The 17,889-nt window shown below is 63.2% G+C and carries 17 protein-coding genes; 1 reads left to right on the top strand and 16 read right to left on the bottom strand.

Features of this window, described 5'->3' with window-relative positions:
* The first annotated feature begins 18 nt into the window (after window positions 1-18).
* The gene (locus Q1K49_RS12425; RefSeq protein WP_300526331.1) at window positions 19-1,455 is read left to right on the top strand and encodes an FAD-dependent oxidoreductase; all 1,437 of its coding nucleotides are present in this window, start codon (window positions 19-21) and stop codon (window positions 1,453-1,455) included.
* Window positions 1,456-1,680: 225 nt separating this feature from the next.
* Here the strand turns inward: Q1K49_RS12425 and Q1K49_RS12420 are convergent, their stop codons facing one another.
* The 16 genes from Q1K49_RS12420 to Q1K49_RS12345 form a co-directional block, all read right to left on the bottom strand.
* Entirely contained in the window at window positions 1,681-1,977 is a 297-nt protein-coding gene (locus tag Q1K49_RS12420) for an AzlD domain-containing protein (RefSeq protein ID WP_213692671.1), read from the bottom strand.
* Window positions 1,974-2,654 carry an AzlC family ABC transporter permease gene (locus Q1K49_RS12415; protein ID WP_213692672.1) on the bottom strand — a complete coding sequence of 227 codons (681 nt, stop codon included), beginning with the start codon at window positions 2,652-2,654 and terminating at the stop codon, window positions 1,974-1,976. Before Q1K49_RS12415 ends, Q1K49_RS12420 begins: the two co-directional genes overlap by 4 nt.
* Window positions 2,655-3,125: 471 nt before the next feature.
* Window positions 3,126-5,039 (bottom strand): DNA topoisomerase (ATP-hydrolyzing) subunit B, encoded by a 1,914-nt coding sequence (gene gyrB / locus Q1K49_RS12410; RefSeq protein WP_213692673.1) that lies wholly within the window; start codon window positions 5,037-5,039, stop codon window positions 3,126-3,128.
* Between the two features lie 6 nt (window positions 5,040-5,045).
* Window positions 5,046-5,252, bottom strand: a complete 207-nt coding sequence (locus Q1K49_RS12405) for a hypothetical protein (protein WP_213692674.1) — start codon at window positions 5,250-5,252, stop codon at window positions 5,046-5,048.
* Between the two features lie 183 nt (window positions 5,253-5,435).
* On the bottom strand, window positions 5,436-5,738 hold the full coding sequence (locus tag Q1K49_RS12400; RefSeq protein ID WP_213692675.1) for an STAS domain-containing protein: 303 nt from the start codon (window positions 5,736-5,738) through the stop codon (window positions 5,436-5,438).
* Between the two features lie 31 nt (window positions 5,739-5,769).
* On the bottom strand, window positions 5,770-8,151 hold the full coding sequence (locus tag Q1K49_RS12395; RefSeq protein WP_300526330.1) for a methyl-accepting chemotaxis protein: 2,382 nt from the start codon (window positions 8,149-8,151) through the stop codon (window positions 5,770-5,772).
* 60 nt (window positions 8,152-8,211) lie between these two features.
* Window positions 8,212-8,619, bottom strand: coding sequence for an ATP-binding protein (locus Q1K49_RS12390; RefSeq protein ID WP_300526329.1), 408 nt, complete (start codon window positions 8,617-8,619; stop codon window positions 8,212-8,214).
* 150 nt (window positions 8,620-8,769) lie between these two features.
* Window positions 8,770-9,042, bottom strand: a complete 273-nt coding sequence (locus Q1K49_RS12385) for a ubiquitin-like small modifier protein 1 (RefSeq protein WP_300526328.1) — start codon at window positions 9,040-9,042, stop codon at window positions 8,770-8,772.
* Window positions 9,043-9,058: 16 nt separating this feature from the next.
* Window positions 9,059-10,858, bottom strand: coding sequence for an aldehyde ferredoxin oxidoreductase family protein (locus Q1K49_RS12380; RefSeq protein WP_300526339.1), 1,800 nt, complete (start codon window positions 10,856-10,858; stop codon window positions 9,059-9,061).
* Window positions 10,858-11,334 (bottom strand): 4Fe-4S dicluster domain-containing protein, encoded by a 477-nt coding sequence (locus tag Q1K49_RS12375; protein ID WP_300526327.1) that lies wholly within the window; start codon window positions 11,332-11,334, stop codon window positions 10,858-10,860. The genes Q1K49_RS12380 and Q1K49_RS12375 overlap by 1 nt, the downstream gene beginning before the upstream one ends.
* Before the next feature lie 291 nt (window positions 11,335-11,625).
* Window positions 11,626-12,393, bottom strand: coding sequence for a 2Fe-2S iron-sulfur cluster-binding protein (locus tag Q1K49_RS12370; RefSeq protein WP_300526326.1), 768 nt, complete (start codon window positions 12,391-12,393; stop codon window positions 11,626-11,628).
* On the bottom strand, window positions 12,390-14,258 hold the full coding sequence (locus Q1K49_RS12365; protein WP_300526325.1) for an NADH-ubiquinone oxidoreductase-F iron-sulfur binding region domain-containing protein: 1,869 nt from the start codon (window positions 14,256-14,258) through the stop codon (window positions 12,390-12,392). Before Q1K49_RS12365 ends, Q1K49_RS12370 begins: the two co-directional genes overlap by 4 nt.
* Window positions 14,248-14,742 carry an NAD(P)H-dependent oxidoreductase subunit E gene (locus Q1K49_RS12360; RefSeq protein ID WP_300526324.1) on the bottom strand — a complete coding sequence of 165 codons (495 nt, stop codon included), beginning with the start codon at window positions 14,740-14,742 and terminating at the stop codon, window positions 14,248-14,250. The genes Q1K49_RS12365 and Q1K49_RS12360 overlap by 11 nt, the downstream gene beginning before the upstream one ends.
* A gap of 435 nt (window positions 14,743-15,177) precedes the next feature.
* Window positions 15,178-15,441, bottom strand: coding sequence for a MoaD family protein (locus Q1K49_RS12355; protein WP_300526338.1), 264 nt, complete (start codon window positions 15,439-15,441; stop codon window positions 15,178-15,180).
* A 30-nt stretch (window positions 15,442-15,471) separates the two neighbouring features.
* Window positions 15,472-17,268 carry an aldehyde ferredoxin oxidoreductase family protein gene (locus Q1K49_RS12350; RefSeq protein WP_300526323.1) on the bottom strand — a complete coding sequence of 599 codons (1,797 nt, stop codon included), beginning with the start codon at window positions 17,266-17,268 and terminating at the stop codon, window positions 15,472-15,474.
* 176 nt (window positions 17,269-17,444) lie between these two features.
* A partial coding sequence (locus Q1K49_RS12345; RefSeq protein WP_300526322.1) for an SPASM domain-containing protein occupies window positions 17,445-17,889 on the bottom strand: 445 nt, incomplete at its 5' end.

Raw genomic sequence — 17,889 nt, 5'->3', positions numbered from 1 at the left:
ACGAATGGAGGGAAAACAATGCTTCAGGAAAAGCGCGCGGTGAAGACCCTGATCGTCGGCGGAGGACCGGGAGGACGGGTGTCCTACATGATGCTCCGGAAGATGGGCGTGGATTCGGTGGCTCTTGTGGCGGACGAGGAACCCACGGTGATCTGCAGCCTTCCCTACGGGGTGGGGCGGCGGCTCGTGCCCGACGGTCCCGAGGCCACGGTGGTGAACCTCGAAACGTCGCACCGGCTTCCTCCGGACATGAGCAAGGATGTCCTGTGGGGGCGGGCGGTCGCCGCGGACGGGGCGTCCCGAACCGTCACGGTACGCGCCGCCGAAGGTGACGTGACGGTGACCTACGAGACGCTCATTCTCGCGCCGGGGGCCGTTCCCTGGATTCCCCCCCTGGAGGGGATCTTCGAGGAAAAAGGAAATGTTTCCCGACCCGGACCGAAGGTGATGGTGGGCGACCGCCTTGTGGAAAAGAGCGCTCTCGCGCCTCATGTTCACGTGCTCCGGGGTGCTCAGGACGCACGGCGGCTCGATGAGCTGGCCGGGACGAAGGGAACCGTAGCGGTGATCGGCTCCGGCGCCATCGGACTGGAGGTCGTGGAGGCTCTTGTGGACCGGGGAAACCGGGTGATCCTCCTGGAGGCTCTTCCGCACGTGGTGGCCGCTCTGGATGCGGACATGGCCGCTCCCGTGGCGCGCCGCCTCGAAGAGCGGGGGGTCTCGGTGTTCACCGACGCCAGGGTCACGGGCGTGTCGCCCCGGGGGCTTTCCCTGGCGGACGGACGCGACCTTGCGGCCACAGCGGTGGTCTTCGCCGCGGGAGTGCGTCCCGACACCTCTCTCGCGGCCTCCCTGGGGCTCCGGATCGAACGGGGAATCGTGGTGAACGAGGGAATGGAGACGAGCCTTCCCGGGGTCTACGCCGTGGGCGACGCAGTGCAGATTTCCGACGGTGCCACGGGGCTGCCGGTTCTTCCTCTCATCGGCACGCTCGCGATGCGGCAGGCCATGGTCGCCGTAGGTCGCATCGTGGGTATGCCCATGGCACTGCCGCCCGCGACGGTCTGGGGGGTGAGCGAGATCTTCGGTCTCCACTGGGGCGCCGTGGGATGGTCCCGCGAGGTGGCCGAGCGTGCGGGGCTCAAGGTAGACGTCCTCTCCCTGCCCGTTCGCTCCCGGGACCCCTTCATGCCCTCCGGAAAGGACGGGGTGTGGAAGGTGGTCGTGGCCGCCGAGGACGGTGGAGGACTCGTCAAGGGACAGATCCTGGGTTTTCAGGTGGTCACCGAGGGTGATTCGCCGCTCTCTCTGGCGGAACGGTTTGTCGACATCATCACCCGCCGGGAGCGCGTGTCCCACCTCTTCGGTCATTACTTCATCCACTCACCCTCGCACAACGCCGTGGACGATCCCTTTTTGGGATTTCTCCAGATGGGCATGCCCAAGGGGTATTGAGCCGAACCAGTTCGCGACGAAAAAGCGTACACCGTGCTCTTGAGCGCTCCGGGGCACGGTGTACTGTAACTACGGGGTTGACCGCATGGGGTCCGTGGCCTTTGTTGCGTTTGAAGTGTAACTCTACCGCCGGAAAGCATCCGCCTGTTTCGAAGAGTCCCGGGAGCGCATTCCTGGATTTTCGGAAAAGACGGTCTTTGGGACGATGTTTCCGCGTTGCCGTTCTCAGAACTGTTGTGCCACCAGCGCGGCCCCTATGCCCAGGAGCAGAGAGAGAAACAAACTCCGGGTAAAGCGAGTGGCAACGACCGTGACCCCGATCGCCGCAAGGCCGACGGTGCCCTGTCTCCATGCGCCTCCGGCCACGAGGGCGACGAGAATGCATCCGGGAAGGGCGTCGATGAGGCGACGGAAGAGGCCGGTCTTGGGAAGGCGCTCCGCCAGGAAAAGTCCCCCCGCCTTGAGGGTATAGTTCACCGCCGCCACAAGCCCGAAGAGAAGGAAGATCTCGCTGTGGGTCATCGGGATACCTCCGTTTCGTCCTTGCGGAAGACTGCCACGAGAGCTCCTGCGGCGCCGCCGAGGAGGACGTGCCATGTTCCCGGAAGAACGGGGTCCAGCAGAATGCTTCCGAGCGCCGCCGTCATCCAGGGAAGAGCATCCTGCCTGCCCCTCCAGAGCCCCACGGCCAGAACTGTGAACACCGCGAGAAACGCCACGTCGAGGCTCGCCAGAAGCGCTGCGGGAACAGCCTCGGAGAAGAGATTCCCCGCCACCGTTCCCGCCACCCAGGCAGCCATGACGCACACGCCGCCGCCGAAGAGAAACGCCGGGCCGCCCCGCCCCTCACGGAAGGCCACCATGGCCACGGCCCAGTTTTCGTCCGCCACGAGGTGGAGGAGGAGGAGTTTCCGGAGGGTCGATGCGGAAGCCAGCATGGGCTGTAGAGATGCCCCCACGAGAAGATAGCGGAGATTGATCGCGAGAATGGCCGTCACGAGTCCTCCCAGGGAAAGCGCAGTGTGCCAGAGGTCGAGGATGATGAACTGGGCCGACCCCGAAAAGATGGTCACGTCCATCACGGCCACCTGAAGAGCGCTGACGCCCTTCCCGGCGGCGAGGACGCCCAGCACTGCCCCGTAGGCTCCCACGCCGACCGCGACGGGAGATGTTTCCAGGAACCCCTTCGTAAAAGACATGTTCTTCCTCTCCTATCTTTCTCTGGATGTGTCCTCTCTGCTCCGCGCAGGTTCTTCGAGAGAGAATCGTGTGCGTCAAGTTGTGCAAAAAGATTTTCATGGTGTTTAGCGGCCGTCTGCGGCGATGAGCCACACTTTTCCAGGAGTGCCTTTTTGTGTTCGAGCAACAGGTCCCTGCCCGAGGTAGCGACTGGACTCCGGCCATGCCTCGTGGGTTTCGTCGTCGTTTCGCGGCGAAAGGCCTCTCTTTTTGGAAGCCTCACGGTAGCCGAAAAGACGGAAGAAGAACAGATACAGAAAAATCGTAAATGAACAAAACAGATTTTCGTCCCTCTCGGAACCTCCACATATTCGGGGCATGTGGCGTCGGGCGTCGCGAACGTGTGCAACAGGATGCAGAAAGGGGAGCCGCTCTTCGAAGCGGCTCCCCTTTCTGCATCCTGTCTGTTTTGCGAAACATTCCGCAGGGCCTCACACGTCCAGGTTGCGGACCTCTCTGGCGTGGGTTTCGATGAACTCCCTCCGGGGTTCCACCTTGTCCCCCATGAGGATGCTGAAGTACTCGTCCACCGAGACGGGGTCGTCGATCTCGATGCGTTTCACGATGCGCGAGGTGGGATCCATGGTGGTCTCCCAGAGCTGTTCCGGGTTCATCTCTCCCAGCCCCTTGTAGCGCTGGACGGAGTACTTTTTCCCCTCGTACTTCCCGGTGATCTCCTTCAGTTGCCGTTCGTTGTAGCAATAGTGCACGTCCTTGCCGGCCTGGATGCGGTAGAGGGGGGGCTGGGCGAGGAAGATGTGTCCCTTTTCCACGAGCTGGGGCATGAAGCGGTAGAAAAGGGTGAGGAGCAGCGTGCGGATGTGGGCGCCGTCCACGTCGGCGTCGCTCATGAGGAGGACGCGATGATACCGAAGCCGGGAGATGTCGAAGTCGTCGCCGATGCCGCAGCCGAGGGCCTGAATGATGGTGCGGATCTCCTGGTTCGACAGGGCCTTGTCGAGACGGGCCTTCTCCACGTTGAGGATCTTTCCCCGGAGAGGAAGAATGGCCTGGAAGTTTCGGTCCCTTCCCTGCTTCGCGCTGCCTCCGGCGCTGTCTCCCTCGACGATGTAGATCTCGCATTCCTCGGGGTTGCGGCTCGAACAGTCCGCAAGTTTTCCCGGAAGATCCATGCCGGAGAGCGCGCTCTTGCGGCGCACCAGCTCTCGCGCTTTCTTCGCGGCCTCCCTGGCCTGGCGGGCTTTGAGGGCCTTGTCCACGATGGGGCGGAGAATGTCCCGCCGCTCCTCCAGAAGGGCGAGCAGGCCCTCGTAGACGAAGGAATCCACGATGCCCTTCACCTCGCCGTTGCCGAGCTTGGTCTTGGTCTGTCCCTCGAACTGGGGTTCGGGAAGTTTCACGGAGATGACCGCCGTGAGTCCTTCTTTCAGATCGTCTCCCATCAGATTCGGGTCCTTCTCCTTGAGGAGCTTCTCTCGGCGGGCCATCTCGTTCACGCCCCGGGTGAGGGCGGTGCGGAAGCCCGAGACGTGGGTGCCTCCCTCGCCGGTGTGGATGAGGTTGGCGAAGGCGAAGATGCGCTCCAGATAGGTGTCGTTGTACTGAAGGGCTACGTCCACATAGACGCCGTCCCGCTCCCCCGAGATGCACAGGGGTGGCGCAAAGAGCGGTTCCTTGCCACGGTTGAGATATTCCACGAAGGAGCAGATGCCGCCCTCGTAGGCGTAGGTGGTCTCCTTTTCCTGCCGGAGATCCCGAAGACAGATGGCTACGCCGGGGGAGAGGAAGGCCAGTTCCCGGAGGCGTGCACTCAGAATTTCCCAGGAGAAGTCGATGACATCGAAGATTTCGGCATCGGGAAGGAAATGCACTTTGGTTCCCGTGCGCTCCGTGTCTCCCGCCGGTCCGAGCGGACGCTGGGCGATACCCCGCTCGTAGCGCTGGCACCATTCTTTGCCGTTCCGCCAGATCGTGAGGGAGAGCCATTCCGAAAGGGCGTTCACCACGGACACGCCTACGCCGTGCAAGCCCCCCGAGACCTGGTAGGACTTTTTGTCGAACTTGCCGCCCGCGTGAAGTACGGTGAGCACCACTTCCGCCGCGGATTTCCCCGTCTGGGGATGGATGTCCACGGGGATACCTCGTCCGTTGTCCTCGACGGAGACGCTGTTGTCCGGGTGGATGGTCACCTCGACTCGGTCGCAGTAGCCTGCGAGGGCTTCGTCGAGGGAATTGTCCACCACCTCGTAGACGAGATGGTGAAGCCCTCTCGGACCCGTGTCGCCGATGTACATACCGGGGCGTTTTCGAACCGCCTGGAGTCCCTCAAGGATCTGAATATCCTTTGCCGTGTACTGCTGTGCCGCTTCCGTTGCCGCGCTCATGCCGCGCTACCTCCTCGAAGAATGGAAAGCCTTGGCCGCGAGGGCCGCTTCCCGAACGAAATTCCGATGCCGTTTCGCCAGAGTCCGGGGTGTGAAGCCCGTGGCCATGACGGTTCCATCCCGGAGAACGACGGCGGTCTCGCCCTCGTCGCGCACAAGGGCCACTACGCGACCCAGGTGGATCAGGTCGTCCCCTTCGAGAGGAAGAAACATGTTCACCGCCTCCTCGGAATGGAGAGAAAGGAAAAAAGAAATGCACGACCGGAGATGTTTCTCCATAGATTATAGCAAAAAACAAGACACGCCACCGAAAGCGGGGTGGTTTCTCCCGCATCCGGTGGTAGCGCATCGGACCGGAACGATCCGACGGGTGTTTTCGGGGGGCGTCGTTCTCGTTCAGGCGATGGTGAAAACCTTGGTGAGCCGCGTGAGTTCGAAGAGTTCCTGCACGGTGCCGTGCAGGCCTCTGATGGTCACGCCCCCTCCGCGCTGGACGCAGCGCTTGTGGATGGAAATGAGCACTCCCATGCCGGAACTATCGATGTAGTCGAGGCCTGACATGTCCACCACGACGTTCCTGCCGTCGTTTCCCAGGGCTTCAAGGGCTTTCTCCCGCAATTGGGAGGCGTCCTCCACGTACATGTGTCCCGAGACGGACACGAGGATGCCCGAACTTTCTTTGTGAACGGCAAGCTTCATCTGCGTATTCCTCCCTTGTGGCGCCATGTGGTCATGCCCTCCGGGCATGTCGGCGAATGAGCCGGTTCAACAGTGCGATGACCTTTTCCGAGTGTTGCTCCAGGTTTCGCAGGGCCTGTCGTGCTCTGGAAAGATCCCCTTCCTGATAGGCCGCCGCCGCTTCCGCCGCGGCAATGTGCACGGCCTTGTGAGGTTCGTCGAGCGCGGTGAAAAGCGGGTCCGCCGCGAGTTCCCGTCCCGGTCCGAAATACCAGGTGCCGAGGAGGCAGTGCCGATGGGAGGTGACATCCTCGGGGCGCACCGTTTCAAGTCCCTCAAGCATGTACTGGATGCGCATCTTCCAGAGCAGGTGATCTGATTTGGCTCTCTGGAGAATCTGTTCGGAGGTGAGGGCGGAGGTGTCCGTTTCCACTTTGAAGCGGGCCGTTCCCTCATGAAGCCCCTGGGCCAGGGCCGCCACCTCTTCCGCGGCGGTGGAGACGGTCTCGATTGCCGCAGTAGTCTGTTCCGTCGCGGAGGCCACCTGGTGAGCGTGGTCGTTGGTCTTCTCCATGATGGAAGCCATGCTGTCGATGACCTCCACGATCTTCTCCGATGTGGCGACCTCCTCGCCGGCGACGTTGAGGATCTGGCGCACGCTCTCCACCGTGGAGGTCACGGCGCCGAGGATCTGTTCCAGTGCGTCGCCGCTTCGGCGGATCTGGTCCGCTCCCAGGTCCACCTCGCCGGAACTCTTCTCCATGGAGTGCACGGCAAGAGTCGCCTCGTTGCCTACCTTGACGATGTTCGTGGTCACGTCGGAGGCGCCGCGGTTGGATTCCTCGGCGAGCTTGCGCACTTCTTCGGCGACGACGGCGAAGCCGCGCCCCGCCTCACCCGCCCGGGACGCCTCGATGGCGGCATTCAGGGCAAGAAGGTTGGTCTGCTTGGCGATGCCCGTGATCGTGCCTGCGATGGTCTGGATCTGCTGTGTATAGCCGTTGAGAGTGGTGATGACCTCTCGTGTCTCCCGAACCTGGTCGCGGATGTTGCCCATAAGGTTTATCGCCTCGCCCACGGTGGCCTGCCCCTGCCTGGCGGTGTCCATGGTGACGTCGGACTTTTCCAGGGCGTGCTCCGCCTGAGTCCGGGATATCTGGAGAAGCGACGAGAGCTCCAGGAGGTCCTTGGAAGCCTGGATGACCGAGGCCTCGCCCTTGTTCACGCCCTCCGCCACGTCGGAGATGCTCCGGCTGATATGTTCCGCCGTGGCGGAGACCTGCTCCAGTGACGCGGCCATTTCCTCCGATGAGGCGGCCATCTCCTCCACGGCCTTCTTGATCATCCCGACGAGCCGGCTCTGGTGATGGATCATGAGGTTGAAGGAGGCGTACAGTTCGCCGATCTCGTCGTTCTTGTCCACGATGCCCCGCACCGTGAGGTCCCCCGCCCCCGCGGCGGCCATGAGGCGCTGCAGCGTCCTGATGGGGCGCACGAATCCGGCGACGCTGAAAAAGATGATGCCCCCGGAGGCAAGCAGGATCGCCAGAGATACGAGCCCTATCCGGAGGATGGCGACAGTTCTGGTATTTTCGTAGGCAGTGGTGGCGAGTGCCGCCTGAATGACGCCGAGAGGCTTGCCGTCCGGGCCGGTGAGCGGTGCGGTGCAACTGAGGAAAGAAGTACCCCCGAGAGTGAGGTGTCCCCGCAGCGTTTTTCCCTCGGAAAGCGTGCGCGCCTCGGGCGTTCCCTCCGTGAACGTCATGGAGGGGAGGATCGCTCCGCCTCCGAAGGTGGAGGTCACGATCTCCCTGCCGAGGGAGAGGGCGAATTCCACGCCGAAAAGGCGCTTCGCCTCCTCCACGAGGCTGTTGCTGCTCGCCACGAATCCCGTGGAGAGCGCTCCCACGAGGTTTCCCGCCTCGTCCCGAAGGGGAACCCCCGCACGCACGGAGAGGCGCACGACCCTTCCCTCCTCCAGGAACGCCCCGGAACGTCCCTGCAGCGCGTCCCGGATATTCGCCTGTCCGGCGATGCTGTCGTCCGGGGCGGGGCGTTTCTCCGGCTCGTGGGCGCGGACGAGAACTTTTCCCTGGGGGTCCGTGACCACCAGGTATTCCATGCCGCTCGCCTTGAAGAGGAATACCGTCCGGTCACGTACCTCCTCGAAGGTTCCCGACGCGACGGCGCGTACGAGGACGGGATCGGCTGCCATCAGAGTGGCCGTTTCGAGAGCCCGGGCCTTTTTGTCCTCAAGAAAGGCGAGGAAGCGCAGGGCGTTGCGCTCCGCCCTGTCTGCCGTCTCGTCGTACATGAAGGAGGTCGTGGTGCCGACGGCGAGAGTCGCCACGGCGGCGACGGCGACGGCGATGAGGAGGAGGAAGCCGAGGGAGAATTTCCACTGCAGGCGTTTCAGGATCCTTTTTATGAACATGACCGATGTCACCTCCGGAGGTTCCTGGCGGGGCGGTGCCCCGGATCTACTCTGTCTGCGTCATCTGGAGGAGCGATGCTTTCGCAATGTCACCTCGTTCCCGGGGGCACTGAACGTGACCTCGTCGGCACAGTGGGCCATGATGCGGAGTCCGCGTCCCGATTCCTCCAGCGCCTCGTGAAGGAGAAACTTCTCCGGGTTTTGGGGAAAACCAGGCCCCTGATCGCGTACGACGACCAGTACATCCGACTCCGTGCATTCCACGACGAGCGTGACCGGGTGAAGAACGCCATCACTTCGACCGTGAAAGAGGGCGTTGTTCACGGCCTCGTTTACGGCGACGAAGAGCAGCATCCCCTCTCCGGGGCAAAGTCTGTTCAGCAGCGCAAGGAGTTCCTCTCTCAGGGGAGCGAACGCCTCAAGGGTATCGAACGTGTAGGTTCTTCGGCGGAATTCGTCTCTCGTCATTTTCCCCCACTCCGTCCGGTGTGTATATAGACAGGAGTATAACAAAGATATGAAAAGTGAACAGAAAAGGGCGGCGGCATGTGCCGTCGCCCTTGGTTTCGGTTGTCTTTTCTGCTGCCGGAGCGACGGGGAACGGGCCTCCGGCGTCTCTCAGCCTCCGCCGATGACGGGAAAGAGGGAAATGCGGTCCGTCTCCGCAAGGGGCGTGTCGCCTCCGTCGAGATGGGCGATGTGATGCCCGTTCACGAGAACGATCAGCTCCGGCGAAGGATCGCCGTTCTCATCCAGAACCTTGCGACGGAATCGTTCGCCGTAGCGTGTCGCGAGAAGCTCCAGCAGGGCTCGCACCGTGGCGGCCCGGGGGACGCGGAGTTCCTTTTCCCCGGTGAGATTCCGGATGGTGGCGAAAAAGAGTACTTCCATGTCCTGAGTCTCTTTCTCAGGCCAACCCCAGCTCTCGGAGTTTTTCCGGCGTGGGAATCCCCTCTTCGTCCCACCCCCTGGCCTGATAGTAATGGGGAAGCATCTCCGGAACACGGCTCACGCTGCCCTTGTGAGGTCCTTCGGGCATCGGCGTCTCCAGGAGGCGGGGAGGAAGCGTGTCGTCCTCTCCCGAAAGTCCCGCGTTCAGGTTGAAGAGGCGCTCCATGTTCCAGATGCGCTCCCCCGCCGTCAGAATGCTCTCGGCGGTGTAGGGTTCTCCCGTGGCGGCGGCGAGCTGGGCTGCGATCTCCTCGCCGCCGATGCCGAAGGTGGTGAAGAGGCACAGTCCGGCGGAGTCCACCGCAGCGGTGAGATCCTGGAAGATTTTCGCCCAGGCGGGTTTTTCCGTGACGGACTGGGGGTCGAGCTTCTCGGGAACACCGAGGATTTCCGGAGAGATGAGGTAGCCTCGCACATGGCATCCTCCGCGGTTGCTCGTGGCGTAGTTCAACCCGATTCCCTGGATACTTCTGGGATCGTAGGCGGGCATCTCCTGCTTTTTCACCGACATGGAGAGTTCCGGATGGCCGAAATGTTTCGCCAGGCGCCAGGATCCCTGGCCGAGCAGCCCGCCGAAGCCCTTTCCGGATGCCGCCTCCTCCACCAGGGCCACCATGGCGGCGGCGTTGCCGAAGTGCAGATCGTACCCCACGGTCTCCCGGTCCACGTGGCCTTTCTCGTAGAGTTCCATGGCACAGGCGATGGTGCTGCCCAGGGAGATGGTGTCCATGCCCAGCTCGTTGCAGAGGTAGTTCGCCTTGGCGATGGCGTCGATGTCGTCCACGCCGCAGTCCGCTCCGAAGGACCAGGTGGACTCGTACTCGGGGCCTTCACCTTCTCCCGTGAAGGGCGCCTCCGCGAAGGAGACCCGGCCGCAGCCGATGGTGCACCCGAAGCACCCTTTGTTGCGGTGGAGCCTTGTGTCGCGCTGCGTCTCGCCCCCGGTCCGGTCCGCGCCGTCGAAGACGCCGGTTTGGAAGTTGCGCGTGGGAAGGGCTCCGGATTGGTTGAGAATGTTCACCAGAACGTTCGTGCCGTAGAGGGGAAGCCCGCCGGATGTTACCGGATGGGCCGCGAGCTTTGCTCGGGCGCGTTTCACCGCGTCCAGGAAAGCCTCCCGGTCTGCGACTTTCACGCCCTTCGTGCCCCGGACGACCACGGCCTTGAGGTTCTTGGAGCCCATGACCGCCCCGACGCCGCCCCGCCCCGGTGCGCGGTGTTTGTCGTTGATGATGTTCGCCAGAAGGACACCGTTTTCCCCGGCGGGACCGATGCAGGCCACCTTGGCTTCCGGGTCCGTCTCGGCGAGAAGCAGATCCGTGGTCTCATGGGTGTTCTTCCCCCAGAGCGCGGAGGCGTCCCGGAGTTCCACTCTGTCGTTGTAGAGGAAAAGGTATACCGGCTTGGGTGCTTTCCCTTCGAGAATGATCATGTCCCAGCCTGCGAATTTCAGCTCCGGCCCCCAGTAGCCGCCGGAGTTGGAGGCGGCTATGGCTCCCGTGAGCGGGCTCTTGGTCACCACGTTGAAGCGCCCGGCGGAGGTCGCCAGGGTGCCCGTGAGCGGGCCTGTGACGAAGAGGAGCTTGTTCTCCGGCGAGAGCGGGTCCATCGCCGGATCCGTCTCATCGATGAAATAGCGGGTGCCCAATCCCCGGGCGCCCAGATAGTCCCTTGCCACGTCCTCCTTCAGGTCCTCCCGACGGAAGGTTCCGTCGGTGAGATTCACCCGCAGAACGTTGCCGATCCAGCCGAACATCACTCCGTCACCTCCCCGAGGGCAGCGGCCATTTTGGCCGCGAAGTTCCGTTTGCGCTGCAGGTTCACCGTTTCAGCGGGAAGATATTCGATGGCCTTGGTGGGGCAGAAGGCGGCGCACTGCGGATCGCCTTCGCACTGGTCGCACTTGAGTACGGACCTGTTCGGGCGATGGTAGACGATGTTGCCGAAGGGACAGGCCATGACGCACATACGACAGCCGATGCATTTTTCCCTGTCCACCTGCACGACTCCCTCGGCGTTGCGGCTCAATGCCCCGGTCTTACAGACCTTCACGCATGCCGCGTCCTCGCATTGGAAACAGGTCATGGGAATGTTCTGTCCCTTGTCGAACCTGTGGACGGCAATGCGGGACACGGCGGGACGGAACTCTCCCTCCTTGCAGAAGGAGCATGCCAGCTCGCAGCTCCCGCAGCTGATGCACCTCTCGGGCGTTACCAGAAGAACTTTTTCCATGGTGCGTGGTTCCCCCTTTCTGACCGACTGCTTCTCGGCGGAATACGCTCGGCTCGGATGGAACCCCCCTGCGATGACGGGCCTCCCCCCTTCGCTGTAGGCTGCGCTCTCTACTCTCCAAAAACAAAGGGAGACCGCAGACGATGCGGTCTCCCTTCTTTGCGAACGCGGCAGGGGTAGGGATCGCTCCCCGCCCCCAATGCCCGGGTCTCCTCGGTGAGGCGGCTCGGATCGAAGGTGCTCTCTATGGCGTCGTCGCGGTGACGCGCGCGTTTTTTCCTCCCGGGAAAGCTAGCGGCCCTTCACTTCCTCCAGAGTGAAGGACTGCCCTGCCCGAATCCTTCGGCAGCGTGGGCAGAATCGTTCCTCCTCCGGGGAGAGCGCATCGGAGGGATGCCCTGCCCTCAGGAAGGCAAGCTGCTCCTCCGTCGCAAAGGGCTCTCCGCAGTGTTCGCAGCACACGAGGGCGAAGTCACGCCCCCAGATGCGCCGATGGCCGTCCTTCTCCTCCCAGGAGATGTGTCCCGTGGGGCACACTTCCGCACAGGCGAGGCACCCCACACAGGTGGCGGCGGCCTCTCCGAAGGGGGGCGTGGTTTTCCGATCCCATCCTCTGAGGGCAAAACCAAGGGCGTCCGTTCCGTTCGCGGAACAGGCCCGGATACAGCGGCCGCAGCGGATGCAGAGTTCCTTTTCGAGGGCGGGGAGTCGTTCGTCCGGAAGCACGTTCTCCTCCGCCGCAAGCCGTCGGATGGCGGGGGAATCACCGTTGCGCCGGAGAAGGAGCCGGATGACGAAGTTCCGTGCGGCCCGGACGCGCTCCGTGTCGGTGCGCACCTCCAGACCGTCCTCGTTCACGGGAAACATGCAGGATGCCACAAGCCTGACCGTTCCCCGGCGGTGCAGCTCCACCATGCAGACCCGACAGGCCCCTTCGTGAGGCAGACCTTCGTGGCGACACAGGGTCGGAATGGAGGCGCCCGCAAGGACCGCGGCGTCATAGAGCATTGTTCCGGATTCTACGGAGACGGTTTTTCCATCGACCGACAGAGTCTTCATCGCGTCGTTCCCTCCCTGGGGGCCGCGGCGAGCGCGCCGAACGCACAGGTGTCCAGGCAGGCACCGCAGCCGATACAGCTCGTGGGGTCCACGGAGTGGACTTTTTTGGTCTCTCCCGAGATCGCTCCGGTGGGGCAGGTTCGTTTGCAGGCACCGCAGCCCACGCAGGATTCCCGGGCGATGCGGGAGACGTAGAGTCCCCTGCAGACGCCGGCGCGGCAGAAGTGGTTCTCCTCGTGTTCGCGGTACTCTTCGGAGAAAAAGCGGAGCGTGGAGAGGACGGGATTGGCCGCGGTCTGTCCCAGCGCACAGAGTGCCGTGTCGGACAGCGCCCGCCCCATCTCCTCGAGGCGGCGGGCGTCGCCGGGGCGTCCCCGTCCTTCCGTGAGGTCTCTCAGAATGGCGAGGATCGCCTGTAGACCTTCCCTGCAGGGCACGCACTTACCGCAGGATTCCTCCGCGAGGAAGCCGATGAAATAGCGGGCCACGTTCACCATGCAGGTACGCTGGTCCATGACGATCATGCCCCCGGAACCCATCATGGAGCCTTCTTCCACGAGTCGGTCGAAGTCCACGGGCAGGTCCAGCTTTTCCTCCGGAAGACATCCTCCCGAAGGGCCGCCGGTCTGGACGGCTTTGAAACGCCCCCTGCCGAGAACACCTCCGCCAAGGCCGAAGACGATCTCCCGCAGGGAAGTTCCCATGGGAACCTCCACAAGGCCGCTGTGCCGCACCTTTCCCACGAGGGAGAAGACCTTCGTTCCGGGACTTCCGGAGGTGCCCTTGCTCCGGTATGCCTTTTCTCCCCGAAGGAGCACCAGCGGTACGTTGGCCCAGGTCTCCACGTTGTTCAGCACGGTGGGGCAGTTCCAGAGCCCTCTTTCGGTGGAGCGGATGTACTTTACCCGGGGCTCCCCGGCGCGTCCCTCGATGGAGGCCATGAGCGCCGAGGATTCGCCGCAGACGAAGGCACCGCCGCCGCGGCAGATCTCCAGGTCGAAATCCATGCCGCTGCCCAGGATGTTCCGGCCCAGGAGCCCCCTCTCTCGGGCCTGGGCGATGGCCCGGCCCAGATGCTCCACCGCCAGGGGATATTCCGCCCGGACATAGAGAAAGCCCTTTCGTGCTCCCACGGCGTGGGCGCCGATGAGCATTCCCTCGAGAACGCTGTGAGGATCCCCCTCCATGAGACTGCGGTCCATGAAGGCTCCGGGATCTCCCTCGTCCCCGTTGGCGATGACGAACCGGTGCGTTCCCGAGGCGCGGCGGCAGGATTCCCACTTGGCCCCCGTGGGAAAGCCTCCGCCTCCCCGCCCTCGGAGTCCCGACGCGACGACGGCCCGGACGACCTCTTCGGGTTCCATGGAGAGGGCCGTTCCGAGGGCTCGATATCCTCCGGTACGGATGTAGTCGTCGATCTCTTTCGGGTCGATGTGGCCGCAGCGATGGAGGACCTGACGGTCCTGACCGGCGTAGAAGGGGATCTCTTTTTCCGAGAGGCAAACCTTCCCCGTGGCGTCCCGGTAGAGAAGACGCTCCACGGGAATGCCGCCGAGCACCGTGGACTCCAGGATTTCCGCAACATCACCGGGCTGTACCCTCCGGTAGAGAATGCCCCCCGGCTCCACCACCACCAGCGGTCCTTCCTCGCAGAAGCCGTGGCATCCCGTGGTCTCCGCCCGGAAGTCCACGCCGAGGGTGAGTCCCCGACGGGCCGCCTCGGTTTCAAAGGCGGCTTTCACGTGTGCGCTGCCTCCAGCGAGACATCCCGTGCCCGCGCAGATCCGGACCCGTGCGCCCTCTGCCCGGTGCGCCTCCAGCTCCCGGCGACGATGTTCCAGGTCCTCCAGGTTCTCAAACCGCATGGTCGCGCTCCTTCTCCAGCATGGACGCTACCCTGGCCGGTGTCATCGCTCCGTAGGGCGTGTCCTCCACCATCACCACCGGCGCCAGCGCACAGGCTCCGAGACAGTTCACGGTCTCCAGAGAAAAGGCGCCGTCCTCGGTGGTGTCCCCGGGCGCGATGCCGAGGGCGTTCTCCAGTGCTTCGAGGACTCCCGGGGCACCCCGGAGGTGACAAGCCGTTCCCATGCAGACCTTCACGGTCTTTCTGCCTTTGGGGACAAGGCTGAGGGCCTTGTAGAACGTCGCCACCCCGTAGACCCGGCTCTCGGGAATGCCCATGTGCGCCGCGACGCGCACCATAGCCTCCCGGGGGATGTGCCGAAAGGCCGCCTGGATGTCCTGAAGCGCTGCGAGGAGATACCGGGGGTGGGCGGGATATCGGGCGAGGATGGAATCCAGGTCCGGGCAGGATGGCGCGGAAAGCGTGTCGCAACTGCGAGGCATGGGAGATCACCGTTCCTTCTCAAAGAGTGTTCCCAACATCACAAATATACGCTTTTTCCCGGTTTTTTCCACCTCGAATTTGATGATTTTTTATATATATGTTAGATAAAGAAAAGTTACGCTCATCCAAGCGGGGGTGATTTTCCACAAAATGATTTACTCTGTGACGGAGACGTCAGCGCAGTTTGTGAAAAAAAGACCTATATGTGGTGAAGAATTGTTGTGTTGCGGTGGGAAAATGCTGTGAAAAGTGATTTTTCGACATGGAAACGAGGGGATGACGAAGGAGTTTCCGGAGGTCCTCGGACTTGCGGGCGGGATCTCAGGCCTCTCTGCGAGAGGGGGCGCTCGCGACAGCGTGCGAGAGAAACATGCGCGACCAAAAGAGTAACGGGACGAAGGGGGGAGCGTATCTCCCCCCTTCGTCGATCTGTCTCAGCCTCCGCCCACCACGGGGAAGATGGAGACTTCGTCGCCTTCCTTGAGAGGTGTGTCACCGCCTCCCGTGTGGGCGATGTGGCGGCCGTTCACGAGGACGATGAGCTCTCCCGAGACGTCGTCCCCTTCGAGGATTTTCGCACGGAACGCGTCGTCGTACCGGTCTGCCAGGACGTGCAGAAGCGCCCTCAAGGACGGTGCCGCAGGAAGCTCGATCTGTCGCTCCTTCGTCATGTCCCGGATCAGACTGAAGAACGTCACCCGTATCAAGGGACGTCCGCCCTTTTCAGCTCAGAGGGCAAGCCCGAGTTCGGCGAGCTTCTCCTTCGTGGGAATGCCCTGGGCGTCCCATCCGCGGAGCGCATAGTACTCGGGAATGATCTCTTTCACCCGGCTCAGTTTGCCCTTTGCGGGGCCTTCGGGAATGGGTTCTTCCAACAGGCGCGTCGGCAGTGTGTCGTCCTTGGCGGGATCCAGCCCCTCCCGGAGGTTGAAGAGGCGCTCCAGATTCCAGATGCGGTCGCCGCAGGCCATGATCTCCTCGGTGGTGCGCTCCAGCCCCGTCACGTTCCGGAGAATCGTGGCGTAGTCGTCGGCGCCGAGGGCGAAGGAGGTGAAGAGGCACATGCCCGTGGAGTCGATGACGGCGGTGAGATCGTGGAAGATCTTGCCCCACTGGGCCTTGCCCTCGATCTCCCAGGGGTCGAGCTTCTGGGGTACGCCGAGAACTTCCGGCGAGATGAGGTAGCCCCGAACATGGCAGGCGCCGCGGTTGCTCACCGCATAGGTGAGGCCGATTCCCTGGACGCCCCGGGGGTCATAGGCGGGAAGTTCCTGTTTTTTCACGGAAATGGAGAACTCGGGATGGCCGAAGGTCTCGCAGAGGCGGTAGCTTCCCAGGGCGAGCTTCTTGCCGAGCCCCTGGGCGCGGCCCATCTTCTCGATCCAGTACAGAAGCGCCTCTTCCGAGCCGAACTGCAGTGCCGGGCCGCCTTCGAGTTCCGCCTCGGGGAGATGCCCCTTCTCGTAGAGTTCCATGGCGGCGGCGATGGTGGTTCCCGCGCTGATCGTATCCAACCCGAGTTCGTTGCAGAGGAAGTTCGCCTTGATGATCGCAGGAAGTTCCTCGATGCCGCAGTCACCGCCGAAGCACCAGATGGACTCGTACTCGGGGCCTTCGCCTTCGATCCCGTCAACTTCCGTGACACGTCCGCAGGCGATGGGACAGGCGAAACAGCCGCGCTTTCCCGTGAGGTATTTCTCCGCCAGGGTCTCTCCGGCCTGTTTTTCCGCCTCGGTCATGTGGGCGCCCTGGAAGTTCTTGTAAGGATAGCTGCCGATGCCGTTCACCACGTTCACGAGCACCGCCGTGCCGTAGGTGGGAAGCCCCTGGCCGGTGACGCCGTGTTCCTTGATTTTCTGCATGGCGCCGCGAAGGGTTTCTTTGAGCGCCTCCGGGAAGGCGGGGGTCACGGTGCCCGAGCCCCGGACGACCACGGCCTTGAGATTTTTGGATCCCATGACGGCTCCCACGCCGCTCCGTCCAGCGGCGCGGTGCTTGTCATTCATCACGCAGGCGATGAGGGAGAGTTGTTCCCCCGCGGGACCGATGCAGGCCACCTTGGCCTTGTCGTCCCCCACCGCCTGGAGCAGTGCGTCCGTGGTGACGCCCACGTCCTTGCCCCAGAGTTCCGATGCATCCCGAAGCTCCACCGTGTCGTCCTTGATCCAGAGGTACGCGGGCTTTGCGGCCTTTCCCTCCAGAACGAGATAGGCGTAGCCCGCCCGGGCCAGTTCGGCTCCCCAGAATCCCCCGCTGTTGCTTGAGGCGATGAGCCCCGTGAGGGGGCTTTTTGTGGCCACCATGTAGCGTCCCCCGGTAGGAACGTTGGTGCCGCTCAGGGGGCCGAGGGCGAAGACGAGCTTGTTCTCCGGAGAAAGGGGATCAACCTTCGGCGCCAGCTCCTCGTAAAGGAGGCGCGTGGCATACCCTCTGCCGCCGATGAAATCCTTCAGCCACTCCTGGCGGAGTTCCTCGCGCGCGATGGTTCCCGTGGAAAGGTTCACTCGCAGCAATGCCTTGGACATGTTCCCGCTCCTTCCCTGCCTCTCTCTTCCGCCCTTCGGGGCGGAACTGTTTCCCCGTGGTCTCTCGAGCGTCTCTCGTCTCTTGCAGCTCTTCGTTCCAGGGGCCGCCGCTCTCGTCACTGCCTGTGGGGACACGATTTCTTCTCGTTCTCGGCTCTTCTCGTCGCTCCACCTCCTCAGGGGCACCGCACGAGATTGCGGTCCCAGAGACAGTCGCTGCACGCCGGAGAATCACCCCAGCAGTCGCTCTCGGTGGTTTTGGGGTATTCGCACACGGGAAGCAGATGGCAGTCCAGGCAGGAGGCGTAGAGAGCCCGCCGGAGGCGCCACCGGAAACTCACGTAGCGCTCGTCGTCCCAGATCGCCGGGAGGGAACGTTCTTTCAGGGAACCGAAGGAGGCGGCCACCACGGTCTTTTCTCGCCCGAGGACCCATTCGGGGTAAGTGTGGGCCAGGCGGTAGCAGGGCACCACGGCGCCGTCGGAACGGATCACGGCGCTCTCGGAGCGCACGAAATTGCAGTGTTTTTCCGAGGAGAGGGCGAATCGGGGAAGCAGGGCCGTCACACCCGCCCGCTGACAGGCGACGAAAATCTTCCGATGAAGTCGTGCCTCCTCCTCC

The organism is Aminiphilus sp., from assembly GCF_029975095.1.
Lineage (GTDB): Bacteria > Synergistota > Synergistia > Synergistales > Aminiphilaceae > Aminiphilus.
This window is presented reverse-complemented; position numbering and strand designations above follow the sequence as displayed.